Origin of the sequence: Pseudoxanthomonas sp., assembly GCF_051953815.1 — a bacterium.
In the GTDB taxonomy this organism is placed as follows: domain Bacteria; phylum Pseudomonadota; class Gammaproteobacteria; order Xanthomonadales; family Xanthomonadaceae; genus Pseudoxanthomonas_A.
The window spans coordinates 13,114-36,125 of sequence record NZ_JBQCIJ010000044.1; the positions used below are offsets into that span (position 1 = coordinate 13,114).

Below are 23,012 nucleotides of genomic sequence, written 5' to 3' on the forward strand. Positions count from 1 at the left end.
TGGCCATGTTCGGTCCGGCCTATCGCGCGCTGACGCCGGCCTGCATGTATTTCCAGTTGCGCGGCTTGCCCTCGGCCAGCCATTCGATCGACTGGGCGATGCGCCGCTGGCGGGTGTCCTCGCGCTTGGCCTCGGCCACCCACTCGACGTACTCGCGCCGATGGCTGGGGCTGAACGCCTCGAACGCGGCCAGCGCCTTGCGGTTCTTCTTCAGCGCGGCGAGGAAATCCGTCGACGGTTCCGGCGCCGGGCGTGGCGCCGACCGCTTGCGCGGGCCGGCGGATTTCACGCCTTCCTCGTTCAATTTCATCGCCTTGCGGATCAGCGGCAGCAGTTGCTTCTTCGGCGGGATGTCGGCCAGCCGGGTCATCTTGCCGAAGCTGCCCATGCCATCGCGCGGCACGCCTTCGCCGACCACCAGCGCGTGTTTCCAGAACCCGAACGAGGCGTGCTGCTTGAACGCCGCCATGCCGCACAGGATGCCGCCGGCGTGCATGAAGGTCGGCATGCCCCACTTCAGGGTTTCCTCCACCTGCGGGCAGGCTTCGTGGACGAGGGCGCGCAGCTTTTCCAGGATCGGGCGCGCGAATTCGGCCGATTGGGCGATGTAGGCATCGATGCGGGGATCGTGCTGGCTCATCGTAAGGCTCCTGCCACGGGACCAGCGGCCACTCTAGCGCGCCGCCGGCCACGCAGGAACGCCGTCACGGTGGGTGAAGCTTCGCGCGACTATGCTGGCCGTTTCGCCGAAGGAAGAAACAGGACATGGCCCTTCGTCCCGCGCTCCCCGCCGCCCTGCTGATCGCCCTGGCCGCCTGCCAGCCGAAGCCGGCGGCCGATGCCCCGGCCACGCCCGCGACCCGCGCGGCAACCACGATCCACGGCGAAGCCGCCTACCGCGAGCGGATCGCGCCGCCTCCCGGCGCGGTGCTGACCGTGCAGCTGATCGACAATCAGTTGGCCGACACGCCCACCGCGATCATCGCCAGCACCGAGGTCAAGGACGCCAAGGGACCGCCGTTCGCGTTCGACCTGCCCTACGACGCCACCAAGCTCCGGGCCAACGGCAGCTACGGTCTGCACGCGAGCCTGCGCGACGGCGCCGGCAAACTGTGGTTCGTCACCGACACGCGCACGAATGTGGTGCCGGGCGATGGCCAGACCGCCCGCCTGTCCCTGATCCGCGTCGCCGACGAATCGCCTGGCGACGCGGTCGTGAAGACCCGATGGCAGTGCGGCGATCAGCGCATCGGCGCCAGTTTCGACAACGGCCCGGCCGACAACGTCAGCCTGGACCTGGGCGGCAAGCCGCTGGTGCTGCCGCACGCGGTGTCCGCGTCCGGCGCACGCTATGCCGACGCCGCCGGCAACGAATTCTGGACCAAGGGCCGCGAAGGCATGCTGACCCTGGCCGGCAAGGAAAAAGTGGATTGCACCCAGACCGACGAAGTGTCGCCGTGGGACGCGGCGCGCGATCGCGGCATCGCCTTCCGCGCGGTCGGCAACGAACCGGGCTGGTGGGTGGAGGTCGGCGCGGGCAAAACGCCGTCGCTGCACGCGGAACTGGACTACGGCGAGCGCAAGCTTGATGTGGCCGGCGCCGAGGCCACCGCGGACGGTTTCCGCGGCAGCACCGGTGATGGCGTCAAGGTGGCGCTGGCCGCCACGCGCAAGGCCTGCCAGGACGACATGAGCGGGCAGGACTTCCCGGCCACCGCCGTACTGACCGTCGGCGACAAGACCTATCGCGGCTGCGGCCGCTTCCTGGCGGAGTGATCGTCATGCCGCGCCGTTCCCGTCAGCGCTCGGGCTTCCGCAAGCCCCTCGTCATCATCGCCGTCCTGCTGGTCCTGATTGGAGGCTGGTTCTGGCAGCAGCAACGCGCGCGCCACGACGCCGTGGGCGAAGCGCCGCCCACGATCGGCGCCAACGCCGGCGCGCCTGCGGGCCGTTCCGAACTGCCACTGCCGCCGATCGAGTCCACCCGGGTCGGCGCGGATGCCGGCACGTCCGTCGCGCCGCCGCCTCCGCCCGCCGCGACGCCCGTGTCGGCGCCGGCGACGACAAACGACACCCTGCCCGCGTTCCTGCCACCGGAAGCGCATCGCACCCTGGCCCTGATCGCCCGGGGCGGGCCGTTCCCGAACCGCCAGGACGGCAGCGTGTTCGGCAACCGCGAAGGCCGCCTGCCCGCCCGGCAGCGCGGCTACTATCGCGAATACACCGTCGACACCCCGGGCCTGGATCACCGCGGCGCGCGCCGCATCGTCACCGGCGGACAGCCCCCGGTGGAGTACTACTACACGGATGATCACTATGAGAGTTTCCGCCGCTTCGACATTCCCGCCGCGCAGGTGAACCGATGACCGACTCCGGTTTTGACCTGGGCCTGGGCGACGCGCGCCAGGCCGGCGTGTTCTTCGTCACCAGCGAGGATCTGGATTCACTGGCCGCCGCCGGCCGCGACGCCGCGCTGGGCGTGCGCCGGGTGGATCTGTCCGGCTGCGAGAACAAGGCCTCGCTGATGCTGCGGCTCGCCACCCAGCTGGATTTCCCCGACAGCACCGGCCGCAACTGGGACGCCCTGTCCGACAACCTGCGGGATCTGTCGTGGCTGCCGGCCCCGGGCTACGTGCTGCTGCTGGACCAGGGCGCGGAGCTGCGCCGGCGCGACGAAGCCGTGTTCGACACCCTGCTGGACGTGCTGGACGAGGCCGCGCAGTTCTGGGCCGGCCAGGACGTGCCGTTCTGGGCCTTCCTGGCCCTGGACGAGGACGATTTCGAGGAACTGGACGCGCAGGCGTCCTGATGGGTCCCGGCTCGGGCTCCGGCCCGACCGTCGGAGCCGGTTCGCCATGATCGCGCCCGTGCCGTGCGATCATGGCGCATGAGCGAATTCAGCACCCTGCCCCTGCTCGACGGCCTGCGCCCCGGCGTCGAGGCCCTCGGTTACACCCACCTGACCCCCGTGCAGGCCGAAAGCCTGCCCGCCATCCTGGCCGGTCGCGACGTGATCGCGCAGGCTCCGACCGGCAGCGGCAAGACCGCGGCCTTCGGCCTGGGCCTGCTGCAGCGGCTGGATCCGGCGCTGATCCGCGCGCAGGCATTGGTGCTGTGCCCGACCCGCGAGCTGGCCGATCAGGTCGCCCAGCAGATCCGCAAGCTGGCCATCGGCATTCCCAACCTGAAAGTCACCCTGCTGTGCGGCGGCATGCCGCTGGGGCCGCAGATCGCCTCGCTGGAGGCGCATGACCCGCACGTGGTGGTCGGCACGCCCGGACGGGTGCAGGAATTGATGCGCAAGAAGATCCTGCACCTGGGCGGCATCCGCACGCTGGTGCTGGACGAGGCCGACCGCATGCTGGACATGGGCTTCGAGGAGCCCATCCGCGAAATCATCGGCCGGACCCCGCCGGACCGGCAGAGCCTGCTGTTCTCGGCGACGTTCCCCGACGCGATCCGGATCATGGCCCGCGCCACCCTGCGCGAGCCGGTGGAAGTCACCGTGGCGGCGCCGGAGGATGCGCGTACCGGCATCGAGCAGCGCTTCGTCGAGGTCGAACCGGTGCGCAAGCAGGTCGCGCTGGCCAGCCTGCTGGCGGCGCAGCGGCCCGAATCGGCGGTGGTGTTCTGCAATACCCGCAAGGACACCGACGAGGTGGCGACCTCGCTGCAGCACTTCGGTTTTTCCGCGCTGGCGCTGCACGGCGAGATGGAACAGCGCGATCGCGAGGAAGTGCTGGTGCGCTTCGCCAACCGCAGCTGCAACGTGCTGGTCGCCAGCGACGTGGCCGCCCGTGGCCTGGATATCGACGACCTGGCCGCGGTGTTCAACTACGACTTGCCCAGTGACGTGGATACCTATGTCCACCGCATCGGCCGGACCGGCCGCGCCGGTCGCGACGGCCTGGCGATCAGCCTGGTCACCCCGCGCGAACGCCCGCGCACGGCCGCCATCGAGGAACGCCTGGGCCAGCCGCTGCGCTGGGATCGCGGCCTGCCGCCGGCGCCCCGCGCGGGCAGCGCGCCGCCGGCGTCGATGAGCACCCTGCGCATCGACGCCGGCAAGACCGACAAGCTGCGCCCGGGCGACATCCTCGGCGCGCTGACCGGCGACGCCGGCCTGCCGGGCACCGCCATCGGCAAGATCGCGATCTTCGCCACCCGTTCCTACGTGGCGGTGGAGCGCGGCAAGGCGGCTCAGGCGCTGGCCCGGCTGAACGCCGGCCGGATCAAGGGACGCAGTTTCCGGGTCCGCCGGATCTGAGCCCCGGCGCCCGGGATCCAAAAAAAGAAAAACGCCGGGGCAAGCCCCGGCGTTTTCATTGCGACACGAAGGTCAGCGCTGGATTACAGCGGCTGCACCTGGTCGGCCTGCATGCCCTTCTGGCCCTGCACCGCCACGAAGGTGACCGCCTGGCCTTCCTTCAGCGACTTGAAGCCGGTGCCCTGGATCGCGCGGAAGTGCACGAACAGGTCCGGGCCGCTCTGCGGGGTGATGAAGCCGAAGCCCTTGGCATCGTTGAACCACTTGACGGTTCCGGTCTGACGCTCAGACATCTTTACTAACTCCTGAAACATGGTTGGGTTGAAAAATCGCGGCGCCGGAACGTTCCGGACCGAGACTGAGTTTGCAGGCGTTGGTAAAGCGGGAAGATGTAGCAGATGTATCTACCGCATCAGGCTCACGATTCACGGTGACCCTGGCAAGCACAGTCCGCGCACTCTACCGGGCCTGCGGGCCAAAAGCGACAGGTTTCCGACGCCTGGAGGCCCTTTTTCTTCAGTTTCGGGTGTTCCAACGGCCTCCGGGGCCGGATCCGGCCGCCGGACCCGTATCATGGCGCCCCTTTCCGCCCCTCCCGACCCCGCCATGGCGCTCAAGGCCACCGTCGTCAAAGCCGACCTCCAGATCAGCGACATGGACCGGCACTACTACGCCTCCCACGGCCTGACCCTGGCCCAGCACCCCTCCGAAACCGACGCCCGGCTGATGGTGCGGCTGCTGGCGTTCGCCCTGTTCGCCGAGGAACGGCTGGAATTCGGTCGCGGCCTGAGCACGGAGGAAGATCCGGACCTGTGGCGCCGTGACTACACCGGCGACATCGAGCAGTGGATCGACCTGGGCCAACCCGACGAATCGCGCATCCGCCGCGCCTGCGGGCGGGCCCGCGAGGTGATCGTGTTCAATTACGGCGGCCGCGCGGCCGACCTGTGGTGGGAAAAGAATGCCGCCGGCCTGGCCCGGCTGCGCAACCTGAGCGTGCTCGACCTGTCCGCCGCCGACCTGGACGCGCTGACCGCCCTGTTCGCCCGCGGCATGCGCCTGAGCGTGATGGTGCAGGACGGCGAGATCCAGTTGATCGACGACGCCCGCGCCGTCACGGTGACGCCGGTTTACCGCCAGCGCGCGGAAACCGCATCGGCCTGACATGGCGCCCACCCATGACGTGATCATCGTCGGCGCCGGCGCCGCCGGGCTGATGTGCGCGCTGACCGCCGGCCAGCGCGGCCTGCGGGTGCTGGTGATCGAGCATGCCAACAAGGTCGGCAAGAAGATCCTGATGTCCGGCGGCGGACGCTGCAATTTCACCAACACCGGCGCCGGTCCCGCCAATTACCTGTCCGCCAATCCGCATTTCTGCAAGTCGGCGCTGGCGCGCTACACGCCGGCCGACTTCATCGAGCTGGTCGAACGCCACCGCATCGCCTATCACGAGAAGGAACTGGGCCAGCTGTTCTGCGATGTCTCGTCCAAGCTGATCGTCAAGATGCTGCTGGACGAATGCCAGGCCGCCCACGTGCGCATCGAAACCCAGTGCGGCGTCGAGCGCGTGCAGGCGGTGGACGGGGGCTTCCGCGTCGCCACCTCGCACGGCGTGTTCGCCGCCCCGTCGCTGGTGGTCGCCACCGGCGGCCTGTCCATCCCGAGCATGGGCGCCACCGGGTTCGGCTACGAACTGGCGCGCCAGTTCGGCCACGCGGTATTGCCGACCCGCGCCGGCCTGGTGCCGCTGACCCTCAGCGGCAAGCACCAGGAACGCCTGCAGGATCTCAGCGGCGTGGCCGTGCCGGTCGAGGCACGCTGCGGCAAGCAGGCGTTCCGCAACTTCATGCTGATCACCCATCGCGGCGTGAGCGGTCCGGCCATCCTGCAGATCTCTTCGTACTGGCAAGCGGGTGACGACCTGCGCCTGGACCTGCTGCCGGGCCAGGACGCGCTGGACTGGCTGAAGCAGCAGCAGGCGCAGCGGCCCGCCGCCGAGTTCAGGACGGTACTGTCCGACGCGCTGCCGCGCCGGTTCGCCCAGCGCCTGTGCGAGGTATGGCTGCCGAATCGGCCGATGCGCCAGTTCAACGAACCGCAGTTGCGCGAGATCGCCGCCGTGCTGGCGTCCTGGCCGCTGGTCGCCAGCGGCACCGAGGGCTACCGCACCGCCGAGGTCACCCTCGGCGGTGTCGACACCGACGGTCTGTCCTCCAGCACGATGATGTCGCGCCACGTACCCGGCCTGTTCTTCATCGGCGAAGTGGTGGATGTCACCGGTTGGCTGGGCGGTTACAACTTCCAGTGGGCGTGGGCCTCGGGCCATGCGGCGGGAATGGCGGTTTAGGGCGTTCCGGCACGCCAAAAGCAAATCCCCCTCGGTCCCCCTTCTTCGAAGGGGGAGGCGTGGAGACAGGCTTATCTGGCTGAGGGCGGTCCGAACGTTTTTCCGTGCTCATGACAGCGGAGCAAACTTCGCCCTTGGGCATCGCCGCCTTGGTGTTGAGCCAAGCTTGCTCTGACTGACGGGAAGCCCGGACAGGCTTCCGCGCTTGCGCGGCGGCGCGAGCTCCGCGCTACGACTGCATCGCCTGGGCGGCGAGTTCGAACGAGCGCAGGCGCTTGCCGTGATCGAAGATGTTGGCGGTCAACATCACCTCGTCGGGGCGATGGCGTTCGATGAAGGCGCGGATGCCGGAGCGCACGGTGTCGATATCGCCGATCACCGAACACGCCAGCGCCTGCGCCACGCCGAGTTTTTCATGCGGCTGCCAGAACGCCTCGATGTCGTCGATCGGCGGCGGCACCAGTCCCGGCTTGCCACGGCGCAGGTTGACGAACGCCTGCTGCTGGGTGGTGAACAGATAACGCGCTTCGGCGTCGGTTTCCGCCACCACCACGTTCAACGCCAGGATCGCGTGCGGGTTGGCCAGGCGCGCGGAAGGCTGGAAGTTGCGGTGGTAGATCATCAACGCCTGGTCCATCGCATCGGGCGCGAAATGCGAGGCGAACGCGAACGGCAGCCCAAGCGCCGCCGCCAGCTGCGCGCTGAACAGGCTGGAGCCCAGCAGCCACACCGGCACATCGACGCCGGCGCCCGGCACCGCGCGCACCGCCTGCCCGGGTTGCGCGGGCTCGAAGTAGTGCAGCAGTTCGTTGACGTCCTGCGGGAACTGCTCGGCGTTGTCGAAGTAGCGGCGCAGCGCCCGCGCGGTGGGCTGGTCGGTGCCGGGCGCACGGCCGAGGCCGAGGTCGATGCGGCCCGGATACAGCGACGCCAGGGTGCCGAACTGTTCGGCCACCTGCAGCGGCGAATGATTGGGCAGCATCACCCCGCCCGCCCCGACCCGGATGCGGCTCGTCGCACCGGCCACATTGCCGATCAGCACCGCGGTGGCGGCGCTGGCGATGCCCGGCATGTTGTGGTGCTCCGCCAGCCAGTAACGCTGGTATCCCCAGCCCTCGGCGTGCTGCGCCAGATCGCGCATGTTGGCGAAGGCCCGGGTGATGTCACTGCCTTCGCAGACGGGGGCGAGATCGAGCAGCGAATAGGGAATCATGGCAACTCCTGGCAGACGATGCCTTCGTCGTGGGGCCCCCGCGCCCTCGTTTCCAGTCCGGCATTCGGGATACTGAATCCCGCATGCTCCCCATTCCTCCCAGGAGCGACGTCAGTCGCGACCGGAACACCGAAGTTCCTTGCGGAATTTCACCGGTTTCCAGTTCATCGTCGCGACTGACGTCGCTCCTGCGGAAAGCCGGTCAGGCGAGCAGATCGAACGGCCCACCCTGCGCCAGCGCCCGCTGGTAGGCCGGCCGCGCGTGGATGCGCGACAGGAAGTCGGCCAGTTTCGGATGCGCGTCCAGGCCCGCGCGCGCGGCGGCGGCTTCCACCGGGAAGCTCATCTGGATGTCGGCCGCGCTGAAGTTCTCCCCGGCGAACCAGCGCGCCTCGCCCAGTTCGGCTTCCATGTAGTCCAGGTGCAGGCGCACCTGCGGGGCCACGAAACCCCGCAGGGCCTTGTCGGCGATCGAACGCGCGATGGGACGCGCGAAAAACGGCATCGGCGCCTGCTTGATCCGCGAGAACACCAGGCTCAGCAGCATCGGCGGCATCGCCGAGCCTTCCGCGTAGTGCAGCCAGTAGCGGTAGCGCAGGTGTTCGGCCGTGCCCGGCGAGGGCGCCAAGGCGCGCGCGGCGTCGTAGCGCTCGACCAGGTACTCCAGCACCGCGCCGGATTCGGCCAGGGTGTTGCCGCCGTCCACCAGCACCGGCGACTTGCCCAGTGGATGCACCGCGCGCAGCGACGGCGGCGCCAGCAAGGTCTCGGGATCGCGCTGGTAGCGGACCACGGTGTAGTCCAGGCCCAGTTCCTCCAGCAGCCACAACACGCGCTGGGATCGGGAGTTGTTGAGATGATGGACGGTGATCATGGCGCGGCCTCCGGGGCGATGCCGCATCTTAGTGCGCGATCCGGCGGCCGCGATACCCGTCGCTGCTGTGGCCGGGAGGAACTGTTCGCGATTCCTGGACAGTGCATCCAGCGCCGGGCGGCTGATTCGCGCGGGGCGGCGCTCCTAGACTGCGGCTTCCCCAATCCCGCAGGACCTTCCGATGACCGATCACTCCCTCCAGGGCAAGACCGTGCTGATCGCCGGTGGCGCCAAGAACCTGGGCGGCCTGCTGGCCACCGATCTGGCCAAACATGGCGCCGGCGCCGTGGCCATCCACTACAACAGCGCCGCCAGCAAGGCCGACGCCGACCGGACCGTCGCCGCGATCGAGGCCGCCGGCGCCAGGGCGGTCGCGTTGCAGGGCAACCTGACCACGGCCGGCGCGGTCGAGAAGCTGTTCGCCGATACCGTGGCGGCGGTCGGACGGCCCGACATCGCCATCAACACCGTCGGCAAGGTGCTCAAGAAACCGATGGTGGAGATCAGCGAAGCCGAATACGACGAGATGACCGCGGTCAACAGCAAGGCCGCGTTCTTCTTCCTCAAGGAGGCCGGCAGGCACGTCAACGACAACGGCAAGATCTGCACCATCGTGACCTCGCTGCTCGGCGCGTTCACGCCGTTCTACTCCTCCTATGCCGGCACCAAGGCGCCGGTGGAGCATTTCACCCGCGCGGCGGCCAAGGAATTCGGCGAACGTGGCATCTCGGTCACCGCGGTCGGGCCGGGACCGATGGACACGCCTTTCTTCTATCCGGCCGAAGGCACGGACGCGGTGGCTTACCACAAAACCGCCGCCGCGCTGTCGGGCTTCACCCCCACCGGCCTGACCCACATCGAAGACGTGGTGCCGTTCATCCGCCACCTGGTCAGCGACGGCTGGTGGGTGACCGGACAGACGCTGCTGATCAACGGCGGCTACACCACCAAGTAAAGCACGCGCCAACCGGTAGCCGGCGGCGTGCGGCCGCCGGCCATCCTTTCCTGCCACGGGTGGACACATGAACCGATATCAGCCATTGCTGGAGCGGCAGCGCGAGTTCTTCTTCACCGACGCCACCAAATCGCTGGCCTGGCGGCAGGAGCAACTGGACCGGATGGAGCGCATGCTCCGGGAGAACCAGGACGCGTTCTGCCAGGCGCTGTATCAGGATTTCCACAAGCCGCCGTTCGAGCAGCAGTTTGAAATCACCGTGCCGCTGGGCGTGATCCGCTACTACCGCGAGCATCTGGCCGAACTGATGGCGCCACAGCCGGTGGCCATTCCCGCCGGACTGGAAGCCACCGGCAACCGTGGCGTGATCCACAAGGAGCCCTATGGCGTGGCCCTGGTGATCGGCCCGTTCAACGCGCCAATCCTGCTCCTGCTGGATCCGGCCATCGCCGCGCTCGCCGCCGGCAATACGGTCGTGCTCAAGCCGGCCAACACCACACCGACGGTCGCGGCGCTGTTCCAGCGATTGGTGCCGCGCTATTTCCGCGCCGAGGCGGTGAGCGTGGTCACCGGTGGCCGCGAGGAAATCGGCGCGCTGCTGGAACTGCCATTCGATTTCATTTTCTTCACCGGCAGTTCGGCGGTCGGCAAGGTGGTGATGCGCGCCGCCGCCGAGCACCTGACGCCGGTGATCCTGGAACTGGGCGGACAGAATCCAACCGTCGTCGACATGACCGCCAACCTGGACATCGCCGCCGATCGCATCGCCTGGGGCCACAACGCCATCTCCGGGCAGTGGTGCATCGCTCCCGGCTATGTCTATGTCGATCGCCGCGTCGCCGACGATTTCCTAGCCCGCCTCAAGCGCTCGCTGACCACCATGTATGGTGAGGATCCCCGGCAGAGTCCGGACTTCGCGCGAATGATCAGCGAACACGACGCCGAGCGCGTGGCCGGATACATCCTGCCGGACAAGGTCGTGCATGGCGGACGCCACGACGTGGCCGGACGCTATGTCGAACCCACGGTGCTCTATCCGAGCACCTGGGATGATCCGGCGATGCGGCAGGAAGTCTTCGGCCCGGTGCTGCCGGTGCTGCCCTTCGACGATCTCCGGGACGTGGTGGAGACGATCAAGCGCAAGCCAAAATCACTGGCTGCCTACATCTTCAGCAAGGATCAGCGGGCCATCGATTACTTCCTGTCTTCAGTGTCCTTCGGCGGGGGCTGCGTGAACCAGACCAACCTGCACTGCTGGATCGACAGCCTGCCCTTTGGCGGCGTCGGTTACTCGGGCATGGGCAAGTACTACGGCAAGGCGGGTTTCGATGCGTTGTCCAACACCAAGGCGCTGCTTATCGGAAATCCCGATGTCCCACTGGATGTGTTTCCGCCTTACGCAGGCAAGGACATCGCTGCAAGCCTGCGCCTGTTCGCCTGAGCAACCACCCGACTTGGACGTTTGCCCCGTCGCACCGCCATACTGGCGGCATCGATTGACCGCATCGGACCATGGACAGAATCGATCGCTACCAGATCTTCATGCAGGTCGCCGAACTGGGCAGCTTCATCGGCGCGGCCAAGGCGCTCGGATTGCCGCGGGCGACGGTCTCGGCGGCGATCCAGCAACTGGAATCCAGCCTGGGCACCCGGCTGTTCCATCGCACCACCCGGCAGACCCAGCTGACCGCCGACGGCATCCAGTTGCTCGAACACATCCGGCCGATCGTCACCGATGTGGAGGAGCTGGAAGCGCAGTTCCGGGATCGCCGTTCGCGGGTTTCCGGCCGCCTGTCCATCGACGCGCCCAGCCGGATCGTCCGCCGCCTGCTGGTGCCGCAGCTGTCCCACTTCCTGGCCCGGCATCCGCAACTGGAGGTGTTCCTCGGATCGAGCGATCGTTTCGTCGATCTGGTGCAGGAAGGCATCGACTGCGCCATCCGGGTCGGCGAACTGGAGAACAGCAGCCTGGTGGTGCGCTCGCTGGGCAAGCTGGAGCTGATCAACTGCGCCAGCCCGGCCTACCTCCATGCGCACGGTCATCCGGAGCATCCGGATCACCTCGCCCCGCTGCACCGGATCATCGGCTATTCCATCACCAGCGCGCCGCGCGCGGCCGAATGGGACTACGTCACCCCGCACGGGGTTCCGCTCAGCGTGGGCGCGCCGGCCATGATCACCGTCAACAATGCGGAGAACTACATCGCCGCCTGCCTGGCCGGACTGGGTCTGATCCAGGTGCCGCGCTTCGACGTCCAGCACCTGCTGGACGAGGGCCGCCTGGTCGAAGTGATGCCGGACCGGCGGCCGGCGCCGACGCCGCTGTCGCTGGTCTATCCGCATCGGCGCCAGCGCACCGCGCGGGTGCTGGCGTTCTCGGACTGGTTCGGCGAGCTGGTCGCACCGCATGTGCTGGCGGACGACCCGATGATCTGAGTCCCGTCGCTCAGGAACTGCACGACAGCATCGAACAACCAGCGCGCTCGCGAGCCCAGTCGGGCCGGCGCAGGGCGAAGCGTTCGTTTCCGGGCTGGTCGTCGTAAGGTTTCCGCATCACCTCCAGCAGTTCGGCGATGCCGCTCTCGTCGCCGGTTTCGGCACGCTCGATCACCTGCTGCGCCAGGTAGTTGCGCAGCACATAACGAGGATTGGCCAGGCGCATCCGCTCCCGGCGCACGGCGGGCGGCAGGGGGTCCGACGCCACCCGTTCGCCCAGTCCGCGCAGCCACGCCAGCAGATCCGCGGCGATGGCATCGCGCCGCCCGCTGTCGTAAAAGGCAGCCTCGAAATGCGCCAGGTCAGGCGCGGACAGATCCGCATCCAGCAGCGCGCGGAAGAACAGGGTCATGTCGACCTCGCCGTTCCACAGCAGTTCGTGCAGGCTCCGCATGCGCTCGGTGTCGCCGTCGCGGTGCGCTTCCAGGCCGAGCTTGCGCGTGGTGTTGTCGCGGTCGGCGGCGGCGTACGCATCGGCGTAGCGTTGCAGGCCGTCCTGCAGGGGTTCGATCGAACCGAACAGCGGCGACATCGCATGCGCCAGCCGGGTCAGGTTCCAGTACGCGACCTTCGGCTGCCAACCGAAACGGTAGCGCCCGCCCGCCGCGTCGGTGGTGTTGGGCGTCCAGTCCGGATCGTAGTTGTCGATCCAGCCGTACGGGCCATAGTCGATGGTCAGCCCGAGCACCGACATGTTGTCGGTGTTCATCACCCCATGCACGAAGCCCACCCGCATCCATTCGCCCATCAGCCGCGCGGTTCGCTCGCAGATCGCGGCGAACCAGTCGCCGCACCGCGTTTCCCCTTCGCCCGCCAGTTCCGGGAAATCGCGGCGGATGCAGAACTCGGCCAATTGCCGCAGCAGGGCCACGTCGCCGCGCGAGGCCGGCAACTCGAAATTGCCGAAACGCAGGAACGACGGCGCCACCCGGCACACGATCGCGCCTGGCTCGGCCTTCGGATGTCCGTCGTAGAACATGTCGCGCACCACCGCCTCGCCGGTCGCGACCAGGCTCAGCGCGCGGGTGGTGGGGACGCCGAGGTGATGCATCGCCTCGCTGCACAGGAATTCGCGGATCGAAGAACGCAGCACCGCGCGGCCGTCGGCGGTGCGCGAATACGGCGTCGGACCGGCGCCTTTCAATTGCAGTTCCCAGCGGCGTCCGCGCGCATCCAGGGTTTCCCCGAGCGTGATCGCCCGGCCATCGCCCAGCTGACCGGCCCAGGCGCCGAACTGGTGGCCGCCGTAGTTGGCCGCGAACGGCTGCATGCCCGGCCGGATCGCGTTGCCGCCGAATACCTGCGCGAACGCCGGATCGGCCAGATCCGATTCGCCGAAACCCAGCGTCTCCGCCATCTCGCGCGACCACGCCATCAGGCGCGGCGCGGCCACCGGCGTCGGCGCGACCGGTGACCACAACGCGCCCACGACTTCCCGGCGGCGCGTTCCCTGCTCCGGATCCCCGGGCAGTTCGCGCACGAAGGCATTGTCGTAGCGCAGCGCGTGCATGGCGTTCACGCCATTCCGTCGGCCAGCGGCTTCAGTTCCGGGTCCAGCGCCACCCGCTCGTCGAACACGAAACAGCCGCCCTCGTAGCCCTCCCCGCCCACGTCCTCGAAATAGCCGAGGATGCCGCCGTCCAGTTGCAGCACGTTGTCCATGCCATCGGCGCGCATCCACAACGCGGCCTTCTCGCAACGGATGCCGCCGGTGCAGAAACTGACCACGGTCGCATCCCGCAGATCCTCGCGGTGCGGCGCCAGCGCTTCGGGCAGTTCGGTGAATCGGGTGATTGGCAGGGTCAGCGCGCCGGCGAAGGTGCCGTGGGCGATCTCCTGCGCGTTGCGGGTATCCAGCAGGACCACCCGCCGACCGCCGTCGTCCACGCCGCCCTGCCGCAGCCAGCGTTGCAGGGTGGCCGGCGCCACCGCCGGTGCGCGCCCCGCCAGCGGCGAGGCGTCGTCGCGGCGGAAACTGATGATCTCCGGCTTCACTTTCACCTTGAGCCGGGCGAACGGTGACTGCGCGCTGTGGCTGTATTTGACCCGCAGATCGGCGAAGCGCGGATCCGCGCGCAGCGGCGCCAGGAAGGATTCGATGGCGGCTTCGCCCCCGGCGAGGAACAGGTTGACGCCCTCCCCGGCCACCAGCACCGTGCCCCGCAGGTCCAGCGCTTGGCCACGCGCGCGCAGCGCGTCGGCGAAGGCTTCGGGAGCATCGATGGCGGTGAAGTGATAGGCGGCGATGTTGACGATCATCCGCGCATTTTACCCGTCCCCCGTCGGCGCTCCGGCGCGGCACCCGGATTAATTCAACCAAAAGGTTGACAATCGGCCCGCGACGGAGAATCATCAACCTTATGGTTGAATATTCTCCCGCCCAGCTCGACAGCCTGTTCCACGCCCTGTCCGACCACACCCGCCGGCGCATGCTGCGCAGCCTCGGTGGACAGGCCCGCAGCGTGGGCGAGCTGGCCGCGCCATTCCAGATCTCGCTGGCGGCCGCCTCCAAGCACATCAAGGTGCTGGAACGCGCGGGCCTGGTCACCCGCACCGTGCAGGGCCGCACCCATCTGTGCCGGCTGCAACCCGAGGCGCTCGCCGCCGGCCAGGACTGGCTGCGCTTCTACGAGCGGTTCTGGAACGAACGCCTGGATGCGCTGGCCGAGGCGCTCGGCGATCCACCGGCGTCAATGCCCGTTCCCTCCGCTTCGCCACGCAGGAAAAAGACGCCATGACCGCCACCGTCGACGTACGGGTCACCCGCACTTTCGCCACCCGTCCCGAAGCCGTTTTCGATGCCTGGCTGGATCCGGCCTGGCTCGGCCGCTGGATGTTCGGCCCCGACGTGCGCCCGGAAACCGTGCTGCATCTACGGACCGAAGCGCGCGTCGGCGGCGGTTTCTCGTTCCTGGTCGAGCGCGACGGCCAGCGCATCGATCACATCGGCACCTATCTGGAGATCGATCGTCCGCGCCGGCTGGTCTTCACCTGGGCCATCCGCGGCGAGTCCGACGACGACGGCAGCACGGTCGCCATCGACCTCGCCGCCACGCCGGAAGGCTGCGCGCTCACCCTCACCCATACCCTGCCCGCGCAGTGGGCGGACTACGCCTCGCGCACGCGGCACGGCTGGACGACGATGCTCGACGCCCTGCACCGCCTGTTCTGATTCCCGCCACCGGCCACGGCGCGACGGGATCGCGCGATGCCATCCGGCCCCACCAGGAGACACACCGATGAACGACGACTACGGCCAACCCATCGCCCGCGATGCGCTGCGCATCCAGCGCTCCCTGCCCGGCCCGATCGAGCGGGTCTGGGCCTACCTGACCGAATCGGACAAGCGCGGCGAATGGATGGCGCGCGGCGACATGGAACTGCGCGTCGGCGGCCGGGTGCATCTGTTCTTCCACCACGCCAGCCTGTCCAGCGAACCCGGCCGCGCGCCGGCCAAGTACCAGGACATGGAGGACGGCGTGGGCATGGACGGACGCGTCACCGTCTGTGAGCCGCCGCGACGGCTCGGCTACACCTGGGGCGAAAGCGACGGCAGCACCTCGGAGGTGTTGTTCGAGCTGGAACCCAGGGAAGAACGCGTGCTGCTGACGGTCACCCACGGCAAGCTGCGCGACCGCGAGGAAATGGTCAGCGTCGCCGGCGGCTGGCACGCCCACCTGAACATCCTGCGGGATCGCCTGGAAGGTCGCGAACCCCGCAACTTCTGGCGCCTGCACGACGGATTGGAAGCCGAGTACGACCAGCGCCTGCCGCGTCCCGAAAACGCCTGATCGGTGTACGCGCCGGCGCGCGGTTTCAGCCCAGCAGCAACCAGGGCAAGGCCAGCGTCAGCGCGAGGATGAAGAGGATCGCGCCGATCGTGACCAGCACGAACACCGGGCGTTCGCGCAGCAGACCCGCGAACGTCTGCGCCGTGCCGGCCCGCAGCGCCTGCGCGTGCTCGCTGCGCGCCCGCTCGCCACGCTGGCGCTGATAGTCGTCCAGCAGGGATTTGGCGCGCGGATACTGGGTCGCATCGGAGAGCCACAGCGCGCCGTGCGAGATGCCCCACGGACTCGGCGGCGTTTTGTACCAGCCCAGGCCCTCGCGATCCAGCAGTTCGCGGATCTCGCCGGCTTCGTCGTCCGGCACGCCGCGCAGGTTGAACAATCGTTTCGACATCGGGCCGGGCCCGGATTCCCACAGGAGAGGCGGACATGCTACTGCAAGACAAGGTCGTGATCGTGCATGGCGGCGGCGGTGCCGTCGGCGGCGCGTGCGCACGCGCGTTCGCGCAGGAAGGCGCGCGAGTGTTTCTGACCGGCCGCACCGCCGCCCCGCTGCGACGGGTGGCCGAGGAAATCCGCGACGCAGGCGGACGCGCTTCGTTCGACATCCTGGACGTGCTGGACACCGCGGCCACCCGACGGCATGCCGACGGGATTGCCACGCAGGCCGGCGGCATCGACGTCAGCCTCAACGCGGTCGGTATCTTTCACGTGCAGGGCACGCCGTTCCTGGATCTTCCGCTGGACGACTACCTGCATCCCGTCGACGCCTATACCCGCGCGAACTTCAGCACCGCGCAGGCGGCGGCGCGGCACATGATGCGCAAGGGCGGCGGTGTGCTGCTCACCCTTTCAACACCGGGTGCGCGCCTGAGCGGTGCGGGCTTCCTCGGCAATGGCGTGGCCAGCGCCGCCGTCGAGGCGTTTTCGCGGTTGCTGGCGGGAGAACTGGGCGGATACGGTATCCGGGTCGTCTGCCTACGCCCGGACGCGATTCCGGAAGCCGTGGCCACCTCCCACTCCGGGAAGGTGTTCGCGGCGGCGGCCGGTGACCTGGGCGTCTCCATCGATGCCATGCTGGCCGAACGCGCGGCGACCGCGACGCTGCTCAAGCGCCTGCCCACGCTGGCGCAGGTGGCGGGCTTCGCGGCGTTCGCGGCCTCGGACCGTGCCGGCGCGATGACCGGCGCCATCGCCAACCTGAGCTGCGGCTCGCTGGTGGACTGACCCGCGGAGAATGATCGGGTAACCTCGGCGCACCTTTTTCCACCGGATGCCTCCATGCGCCGTTTCCTGTTGCCGTTCGCCCTGTTGCTGCTGTCCGGCTGCGCCGATCCCGGACCGCCGCCCGGCGGCAGCGTGGCGGAACTGCAACGCATCGACGAACGCGTCGGTACCGGCGCGATCGCCGCGAAGGGTTCGGATGTCACCGTGCACTACACCGGCTGGCTCTACGACAAGCGCGTGCCCAACCAGCGCGGCGAGAAGTTCGACAGTTCGGTGGATCGCGCCGAGCCGTTCACCTTCCTGCTCGGCGCCGGGCGTGTCATCCGCGGCTGGGACGACGGCGTGGCCGGGATGAAGGTCGGCGGCAAGCGCGTGCTGCTGATTCCTGCCGATCTGGCCTACGGCCGCGATGGCGCGGGCGGCGCGATTCCGCCCAACGCCTCGCTGGTGTTCGAAGTGGAACTGCTGGACGTGAAGCCGCACTAGGGCTCGGCTCCACCCCCTCCCGTAGGAGCGACGCCAGTCGCGACCGGAATCTTCCAGCCTGGAACCGCGCCAGCGGGCGCTTCGTTACGGGGTCGCGACTGACCTCGCTCCTACGGGGAATGGCGCTTACTTCTTCTTCACCGGCGCCAGGCGCAGGTCGTGGAAGTCGAAGCTGAAGTCGGTCAGCGGCGAAATCGCCTCCATCCGCGCCTCGCGGATTTCGCCATCGGGCGTCAGCGCGAAATTGAGGAAGGCGTCGGCGTTGAGCCAGCGCTCGCGCCAGCGCACCACGAAGGTGTCGTGCTGCCAGTGGCTCAGGTCGCCCACCAGTTCGGCGGTCTTGCTGAAGCGCAGCACCAGCTTGCCGCCCTCCTGGCTGATCACGACATCGCCATACCAGGGATCGCGCAACGTGCCGGCGTACTTCGCCAGCGGCAGCGAGGGCTTGGATTTGGCGTCACGCGCGGCCAGGTGCTTCTGCCAGCTTTCATCGGCGTTCTCCTGCGACTTGGCCACCGCTTCGGCATAGGCCGCCAGCCAGTCGGTCTTCGGCGCGTCCAGCATCGCGTCCAGCGCGCGCAGGGTCACCGCGTTGAACGCCGCGCCGACTTCCTGGCTGGTCAGCACCACCACGCCCAGCTTGCGCTCCGGCACCAGGGTCACCCGTGAGACCATGCCGGGCCAGCCGCCGGTGTGCCAGACCAGTTTCTGGCCGCGGTAATCCGACAGCATCCAGCCCTCGCCGTAGCCCAGGTAATTGGGCTTGGCCAGCTTGAGCGTTTCGATCTTCGGCTCGGACACCGGAATCGGCGTGATCATCGACCACATGTCGCGCTGCCGCTTCGGCGTGAACAGCGTCTGCTGGCGGCCGTCCTGGTCGGTGTAGGTGCCGCTGGCCAGCTGCATGCCCATCCAGCGGGTCATGTCGTGCACGCTGGAATAGATGCCGCCGGCGCCGGCGACGTTCGACCAGGTCATCCGCGGCGCGGGCTTCAGGTCCTTGAAATCGGCCTTGGCGTGGCCGGTGGCGACGTTGTCGCCGGGCTTCAGCGCATCGCTGTTGAAGCGGGTCTGGGCCATGCCCAGCGGCTGGAAGATGCGGCTGCGCAGGAACTGCTCGTAGCCCATCCCGCTGACCTGCTCGATCACCAGCTGGGCGACGCCGAACAGGATGTTGTCGTAGGCGTACTGGGCGCGGAAACCGCCGATCAGCGGCACGTCCTTCAGGCGCTCGGCCACTTCGCGGTTGGTGTAGCTGGTGGTCGGCCAATACAGCAGATCGCCCGCGCCCAGGCCCAGGCCGCTGCGATGGGCCAGCAGATCGCGGATGCGCATCTCGCGGGTCACGTAGGCGTCGGACATGCGGAACCACGGCAGGTGGTCGATCACCCGGTCGTCCATGTCCAGCTTGCCCTCGTCGGCCAGCATCTCCAGCGAGGCGGCGGTGAAGGCCTTGGTGTTGGAGGCGATGGCGAACAGGGTGTGCTCGTCCACCTTCTCCGGTTTGCCCAGCTCGCGCACGCCGTAGCCGCGCTCCAGCACCACCTTGCCGTCCTGGATGATGGCCACGGCGATGCCGGGCACGTCGAACTGCTTGCGCACCGATTCGACGTAGGCGTCGAAATCCTGCAACTGCGCGGGAACGGCCTGGGTCTGCGCATGCGCGCCCGTCCACAGTCCGAACGACAGCACCAGCGCGCCGGCCTGCCCGGCGATCAGCGGAATCCGCATCATTGAGCCCCTTGGAAAGCGAAGACGACCGCCAACGATACGTCAGCCCGGGGCGGGCGTCCCCCTGCCGATGGTCACCGTAAGGCCGTCGCGGGAACCCGGCTTGGCATAATGGCGCGATGTCCGCCGTCCCGCCCTCCCCGCCCGCCCGTTCTCCCGCACGCGTCGCCATCGTCGGCGGAGGGCCGTCCGGGCTGTTCGCCGCCGAACGGCTGCGCGCGGCCGGGCTGGAAGTGGACCTCTACGACGCCAAGGGTTCGGTCGGGCGCAAGTTCCTGATCGCCGGCAAGGGCGGGTTGAACCTGACCCACTCCGATCCTTTCGACGTCTTTGTCTCCCGCTATGGCGCCCGCGAAGCGGCGGTGGCGGACTGGCTGCGCGGCTTCGACGCCGACGCCCTGCGCGCCTGGGCCGCGGGGCTGGGCGTGGAGACCTTCGTCGGCAGCTCGGGGCGGGTGTTTCCCCGCGACCTGAAGGCCGCGCCCCTGCTGCGCGGCTGGGTGCGGCGGCTGCGCGACCAGGGCGTGCGTTTCCACATGCAGCATCGCTGGATGGGCTGGAGCGAAGCGGGCCCGTTGCGCTTCCACCATCCGGAAGGCGAAATCGAAGTGCACGCCGACGCCGTGCTGCTCGCGCTCGGCGGCGGCAGTTGGCCGGAGCTGGGCTCCGATGGCGGCTGGGTGCCGCTGCTGACCGCGCGCGGCGTCGATGTCGCGCCGCTGCAACCTGCCAACTGCGGCTTCGACATCGGCTGGAGCGAACATCTTTCCGGCCGCTTCGCCGGCAGTCCGCTCAAGCCGGTGATCGCGCACTGGCGCGACGCCACCGGTCAGTGGCGGTCGCTGCAGGGGGAATGCGTCATCACCGCCACCGGCATCGAGGGCAGCCTGATCTACGCACTGTCGGCCACGCTGCGCGAGGCCATCACGCGCGATGGGGAAACGACCGTGCATCTGGATCTGGTGCCGGGTCGCGACGAAGCGCGGCTGCGCCGCGATCTCGGCAAGCCGCGCGGCGCCCGCAGCCTCGGCGATCACCTGCGTCGCCAAGCCGGCGTCTCCGGTGTCCGCGCCGCGCTGCTGTACGAGGTGATGACGCGGGACGCCATGCGGGATCCCGCCGCGCTGGCGGCCACCCTCAAGCGACTGCCGCTGAAGCTGCTTCGTCCGCGCCCGATCGACGAGGCCATCAGCAGCGCCGGCGGCATCCGCCTGGAAGCCCTGGATGCAGGCCTCATGATCCGCGCGCTGCCCGGCGTGTTCGCCGCCGGCGAAATGCTCGACTGGGAAGCGCCGACCGGCGGCTATCTGCTGACCGCCTGCTTCGCGAGCGGTCAGCGCGCCGCCGAGGGCATGCTGGCCTGGCTGGAGAAACGCGGGATCGCATCACGCTGAAAGGACGTGGCCGTTCAACGACACGGCGGAGCAAAAGAACATCGGCAGTCGGCTTTCGATCGTGAGCGGCGCAACGGCTTCATTGCCACGCCGCCCAGATCCCCGCCATCATGCCTGCCGCTCGGGCAGGACATGGATGGCGGGTCTTCCACACCACACGCTTTCAGGTTCCGGATTCCGTTTCCACCCTCGGACTTCCTGTCCGCATGAAACGCATCGTCGCCCTTGTCTGGTCGCCCGCGATGGCTGCGGCAGGCTGGAGAGAACCTGCGCGCAGCGATAGCGGGGCGTGCGCGTAAGATACAAAGCAGGACGTTGAAATTCGGTTAGCGTTTGACTTCATTGCGATGACAAACGCAGCTTGCGTTCACAGTTCGTGCGAACGCATCGGCATGACCTCATGCCGTTCCTCCATCAGCCTTCATCGACATCAGCATTTGCTGTCCTGCAGCGCGCGCACGCGCGCCGGTGGGCTGAACGCGTCGCTGCGCGCTTCGGACCAGAACTGCTGGAACACCGCATGCGCCGGAATCCGATCCAGCAGTTCGCCCGGTTCCAGGAAGCGGTACAGCATCGCCAGCGATCGCACTTCGATCGGCGAGACCCGGCGCAGGATGTGCTCCGGCCCGAGCTGCTGCGGATGCTCCAGGCCCGCCGCGCACAGCATGTCGCGCAGGGCTTTGAGCGTGTTGTCGTGGAAATGCTGCACCCGCACGGATTTGTCGCCGACGTCCAGATGCTTCCAGCGGGTCGGATCCTGGGTCGCCACCCCGGTCGGGCAGCGATCGTTGTGGCAGCTCTGCGACTGGATGCAGCCCAGCGAGAACATGAATCCACGCGCGGAGTTGCACCAGTCCGCGCCCATCGCCATGGTCCGGGCGATGTCGAAGGCGCTGATGATCTTGCCGGCGGCGCCGATGCGGATGCGTTCGCGCAGCTTCAAACCCACCAGGGTGTTGTGCACCAGCAGCAGGGCCTCGTGCATGGGCACGCCGACATGGTCGATGAACTCGGCCGGCGCCGCGCCGGTGCCGCCCTCGGCGCCGTCCACCACGATGAAGTCCGGCAACAGGCCGGTTTCATGCATCGCCTTGGCGATGCCGAACCATTCCCAGGGATGGCCGATGGCCAGCTTGAAGCCGGTCGGCTTGCCGCCCGACAGTTCGCGCAGGCGGGCGACGAACTGCAGCAGTTCCACCGGCGTGGAGAACGCCGAATGGCGCGCCGGCGACACGCAGTCGTGTCCGATCGGCACGCCGCGGGTGGCCGCGATCTCCGGGCTGACCTTGGCCGCCGGCAGCACGCCGCCGTGGCCGGGCTTGGCGCCCTGCGAGAGCTTGATCTCGATCATCTTCACCGACGGCAGGCGCGCGTTCTGCACGAACCGCTCCTCGCTGAAACGGCCCTGCTCGTCGCGGCAGCCGAAGTAGCCGGAGCCGATTTCCCACACCAGGTCGCCGCCGTGTTCCAGGTGGTACGGGGAAATCGAGCCCTCGCCGGTGTCGTGGTAGAAACCGCCCCGGCGGGCGCCCTCGTTGAGCGCGCGGATCGCGTTGGCCGACAGCGCGCCGAAGCTCATCGCCGAAATGTTGAACACGCTGGCCGAATACGGCTGCGCCGTGCCGGCGCCGATGGTGATGCGGAAGTCGTGCGAATCCACCTGGGTCGGCGCCAGCGAATGGTTGATCCATTCGTAGTCCACGCTGTACACGTCCTGCTGGCTGCCGAACGGCACCACGTCCATCACGCCCTTGGCGCGCTGATAGACGAGCGAGCGCTGCTGGCGCGAGAACGGCACCTCGGCGGTGTCGCCTTCGATGAAGTACTGGCGGATCTCCGGTCCCACCGATTCCAGCCCGTAGCGGAAATGGGCCAGCACCGGGTAGTTGCGCCGCAGGGTGCTGCGGGTCTGCAGCAGGTCCCAGGTGCCCAGCAGCGCCAACACGCCGAACAGCGCGGCCGGCCAGCCCCAGGCGGGCCACTGGAAGGACAGCGCCAGCGACAGCAGCGCCAGCAGGATGCAAAGCCCGTAGGCCAGGTAACGATTCATCACGCTCCTCGTCGGGCCAGGCCGCCGCGCTCCCCGCCCGCCAATCCTATTGCGTCCGGCGCCAAGCGCCGGACCCTGCGGCCCGGGCATCTTAATGTCCCGCCGCCACCGGCGTGCGACCGCCACCTGTACGGGTGGTTTTCGGTCGCGGGCCGGTCGGACAAGCCAGGTCAAGCGCGAAGAC

24 protein-coding genes are annotated in these 23,012 nt (G+C 68.5%); 15 read left to right on the forward strand and 9 right to left on the reverse strand.

What is annotated here, in order from left to right:
* Positions 1–19 precede the first annotated feature (19 nt).
* Positions 20–640, reverse strand: coding sequence for a YdeI/OmpD-associated family protein (locus ACTHN1_RS13380; RefSeq protein WP_440471432.1), 621 nt, complete (start codon positions 638–640; stop codon positions 20–22).
* Between the two features lie 125 nt (positions 641–765).
* On the opposite strand from ACTHN1_RS13380, the gene ACTHN1_RS13385 reads away from it, so the two are divergent.
* The 4 genes from ACTHN1_RS13385 (at position 766) to dbpA (ending at position 4,267) form a co-directional block, all read left to right on the forward strand.
* Complete coding sequence (locus ACTHN1_RS13385; protein ID WP_440471433.1) at positions 766–1,776, forward strand: YbaY family lipoprotein; 1,011 nt, start codon at positions 766–768, stop codon at positions 1,774–1,776.
* A gap of 5 nt (positions 1,777–1,781) precedes the next feature.
* On the forward strand, positions 1,782–2,366 hold the full coding sequence (locus ACTHN1_RS13390; RefSeq protein WP_440471434.1) for a ribonuclease domain-containing protein: 585 nt from the start codon (positions 1,782–1,784) through the stop codon (positions 2,364–2,366).
* Positions 2,363–2,809 carry a barstar family protein gene (locus tag ACTHN1_RS13395; protein WP_440471435.1) on the forward strand — a complete coding sequence of 149 codons (447 nt, stop codon included), beginning with the start codon at positions 2,363–2,365 and terminating at the stop codon, positions 2,807–2,809. The genes ACTHN1_RS13390 and ACTHN1_RS13395 overlap by 4 nt, the downstream gene beginning before the upstream one ends.
* Before the next feature lie 78 nt (positions 2,810–2,887).
* Positions 2,888–4,267, forward strand: a complete 1,380-nt coding sequence (gene dbpA, locus ACTHN1_RS13400; RefSeq protein ID WP_440471436.1) for an ATP-dependent RNA helicase DbpA — start codon at positions 2,888–2,890, stop codon at positions 4,265–4,267.
* Positions 4,268–4,350: 83 nt separating this feature from the next.
* On the opposite strand, the gene ACTHN1_RS13405 is transcribed toward dbpA, so the two are convergent.
* On the reverse strand, positions 4,351–4,560 hold the full coding sequence (locus tag ACTHN1_RS13405; RefSeq protein WP_079722614.1) for a cold-shock protein: 210 nt from the start codon (positions 4,558–4,560) through the stop codon (positions 4,351–4,353).
* A gap of 313 nt (positions 4,561–4,873) precedes the next feature.
* Between ACTHN1_RS13405 and ACTHN1_RS13410 the strand changes: the two genes are divergently transcribed.
* A complete protein-coding gene (locus ACTHN1_RS13410; RefSeq protein ID WP_440471518.1) occupies positions 4,874–5,431 on the forward strand; it encodes a YaeQ family protein in 558 nt (185 codons plus the stop codon).
* Position 5,432: 1 nt separating this feature from the next.
* Positions 5,433–6,614 carry an NAD(P)/FAD-dependent oxidoreductase gene (locus ACTHN1_RS13415; RefSeq protein WP_440471437.1) on the forward strand — a complete coding sequence of 394 codons (1,182 nt, stop codon included), beginning with the start codon at positions 5,433–5,435 and terminating at the stop codon, positions 6,612–6,614.
* A 229-nt stretch (positions 6,615–6,843) separates the two neighbouring features.
* On the opposite strand, the gene ACTHN1_RS13420 is transcribed toward ACTHN1_RS13415, so the two are convergent.
* Positions 6,844–7,827: an LLM class flavin-dependent oxidoreductase gene (locus ACTHN1_RS13420; RefSeq protein WP_440471438.1), complete on the reverse strand. Its 984-nt coding sequence runs from the start codon at positions 7,825–7,827 to the stop codon at positions 6,844–6,846.
* 202 nt (positions 7,828–8,029) lie between these two features.
* Positions 8,030–8,701, reverse strand: coding sequence for a glutathione S-transferase family protein (locus tag ACTHN1_RS13425; protein WP_440471439.1), 672 nt, complete (start codon positions 8,699–8,701; stop codon positions 8,030–8,032).
* Between the two features lie 181 nt (positions 8,702–8,882).
* On the opposite strand from ACTHN1_RS13425, the gene ACTHN1_RS13430 reads away from it, so the two are divergent.
* The 3 genes from ACTHN1_RS13430 to ACTHN1_RS13440 all read left to right on the forward strand — a co-directional run bounded on the left by ACTHN1_RS13430 (position 8,883) and on the right by ACTHN1_RS13440 (position 12,092).
* Entirely contained in the window at positions 8,883–9,656 is a 774-nt protein-coding gene (locus ACTHN1_RS13430) for an SDR family oxidoreductase (RefSeq protein WP_440471440.1), read from the forward strand.
* A gap of 67 nt (positions 9,657–9,723) precedes the next feature.
* On the forward strand, positions 9,724–11,097 hold the full coding sequence (locus ACTHN1_RS13435; protein ID WP_440471441.1) for an aldehyde dehydrogenase family protein: 1,374 nt from the start codon (positions 9,724–9,726) through the stop codon (positions 11,095–11,097).
* 71 nt (positions 11,098–11,168) lie between these two features.
* Positions 11,169–12,092 carry a LysR substrate-binding domain-containing protein gene (locus ACTHN1_RS13440; protein WP_440471442.1) on the forward strand — a complete coding sequence of 308 codons (924 nt, stop codon included), beginning with the start codon at positions 11,169–11,171 and terminating at the stop codon, positions 12,090–12,092.
* Positions 12,093–12,102: 10 nt separating this feature from the next.
* Here ACTHN1_RS13440 and ACTHN1_RS13445 read toward each other — a convergent pair whose 3' ends face one another.
* Positions 12,103–13,662, reverse strand: a complete 1,560-nt coding sequence (locus tag ACTHN1_RS13445) for a protein adenylyltransferase SelO (protein WP_440471519.1) — start codon at positions 13,660–13,662, stop codon at positions 12,103–12,105.
* 5 nt (positions 13,663–13,667) lie between these two features.
* Entirely contained in the window at positions 13,668–14,411 is a 744-nt protein-coding gene (locus ACTHN1_RS13450; protein ID WP_440471443.1) for a sulfurtransferase, read from the reverse strand.
* Between the two features lie 101 nt (positions 14,412–14,512).
* On the opposite strand from ACTHN1_RS13450, the gene ACTHN1_RS13455 reads away from it, so the two are divergent.
* The 3 genes from ACTHN1_RS13455 to ACTHN1_RS13465 all read left to right on the forward strand — a co-directional run bounded on the left by ACTHN1_RS13455 (position 14,513) and on the right by ACTHN1_RS13465 (position 15,943).
* Complete coding sequence (locus ACTHN1_RS13455) at positions 14,513–14,890, forward strand: ArsR/SmtB family transcription factor (protein ID WP_440471444.1); 378 nt, start codon at positions 14,513–14,515, stop codon at positions 14,888–14,890.
* Entirely contained in the window at positions 14,887–15,324 is a 438-nt protein-coding gene (locus ACTHN1_RS13460; protein WP_440471445.1) for an SRPBCC family protein, read from the forward strand. Before ACTHN1_RS13455 ends, ACTHN1_RS13460 begins: the two co-directional genes overlap by 4 nt.
* Positions 15,325–15,391: 67 nt before the next feature.
* Positions 15,392–15,943, forward strand: coding sequence for an SRPBCC family protein (locus ACTHN1_RS13465; RefSeq protein WP_440471446.1), 552 nt, complete (start codon positions 15,392–15,394; stop codon positions 15,941–15,943).
* Between the two features lie 25 nt (positions 15,944–15,968).
* Here ACTHN1_RS13465 and ACTHN1_RS13470 read toward each other — a convergent pair whose 3' ends face one another.
* Entirely contained in the window at positions 15,969–16,334 is a 366-nt protein-coding gene (locus ACTHN1_RS13470; RefSeq protein ID WP_440471447.1) for a DUF6164 family protein, read from the reverse strand.
* Between the two features lie 35 nt (positions 16,335–16,369).
* Between ACTHN1_RS13470 and ACTHN1_RS13475 the strand changes: the two genes are divergently transcribed.
* Both ACTHN1_RS13475 and ACTHN1_RS13480 read left to right on the forward strand, forming a co-directional pair.
* Complete coding sequence (locus ACTHN1_RS13475) at positions 16,370–17,167, forward strand: SDR family NAD(P)-dependent oxidoreductase (protein WP_440471448.1); 798 nt, start codon at positions 16,370–16,372, stop codon at positions 17,165–17,167.
* Between the two features lie 54 nt (positions 17,168–17,221).
* Entirely contained in the window at positions 17,222–17,653 is a 432-nt protein-coding gene (locus ACTHN1_RS13480; protein WP_440471449.1) for an FKBP-type peptidyl-prolyl cis-trans isomerase, read from the forward strand.
* Between the two features lie 126 nt (positions 17,654–17,779).
* Here the strand turns inward: ACTHN1_RS13480 and ACTHN1_RS13485 are convergent, their stop codons facing one another.
* Positions 17,780–19,384 (reverse strand): serine hydrolase, encoded by a 1,605-nt coding sequence (locus tag ACTHN1_RS13485; protein WP_440471450.1) that lies wholly within the window; start codon positions 19,382–19,384, stop codon positions 17,780–17,782.
* Positions 19,385–19,503: 119 nt separating this feature from the next.
* Between ACTHN1_RS13485 and ACTHN1_RS13490 the strand changes: the two genes are divergently transcribed.
* Positions 19,504–20,778, forward strand: coding sequence for a TIGR03862 family flavoprotein (locus ACTHN1_RS13490; RefSeq protein ID WP_440471451.1), 1,275 nt, complete (start codon positions 19,504–19,506; stop codon positions 20,776–20,778).
* Between the two features lie 430 nt (positions 20,779–21,208).
* On the opposite strand, the gene ACTHN1_RS13495 is transcribed toward ACTHN1_RS13490, so the two are convergent.
* Positions 21,209–22,828: an FMN-binding glutamate synthase family protein gene (locus ACTHN1_RS13495; protein WP_440471452.1), complete on the reverse strand. Its 1,620-nt coding sequence runs from the start codon at positions 22,826–22,828 to the stop codon at positions 21,209–21,211.
* Positions 22,829–23,012 lie beyond the last annotated feature (184 nt).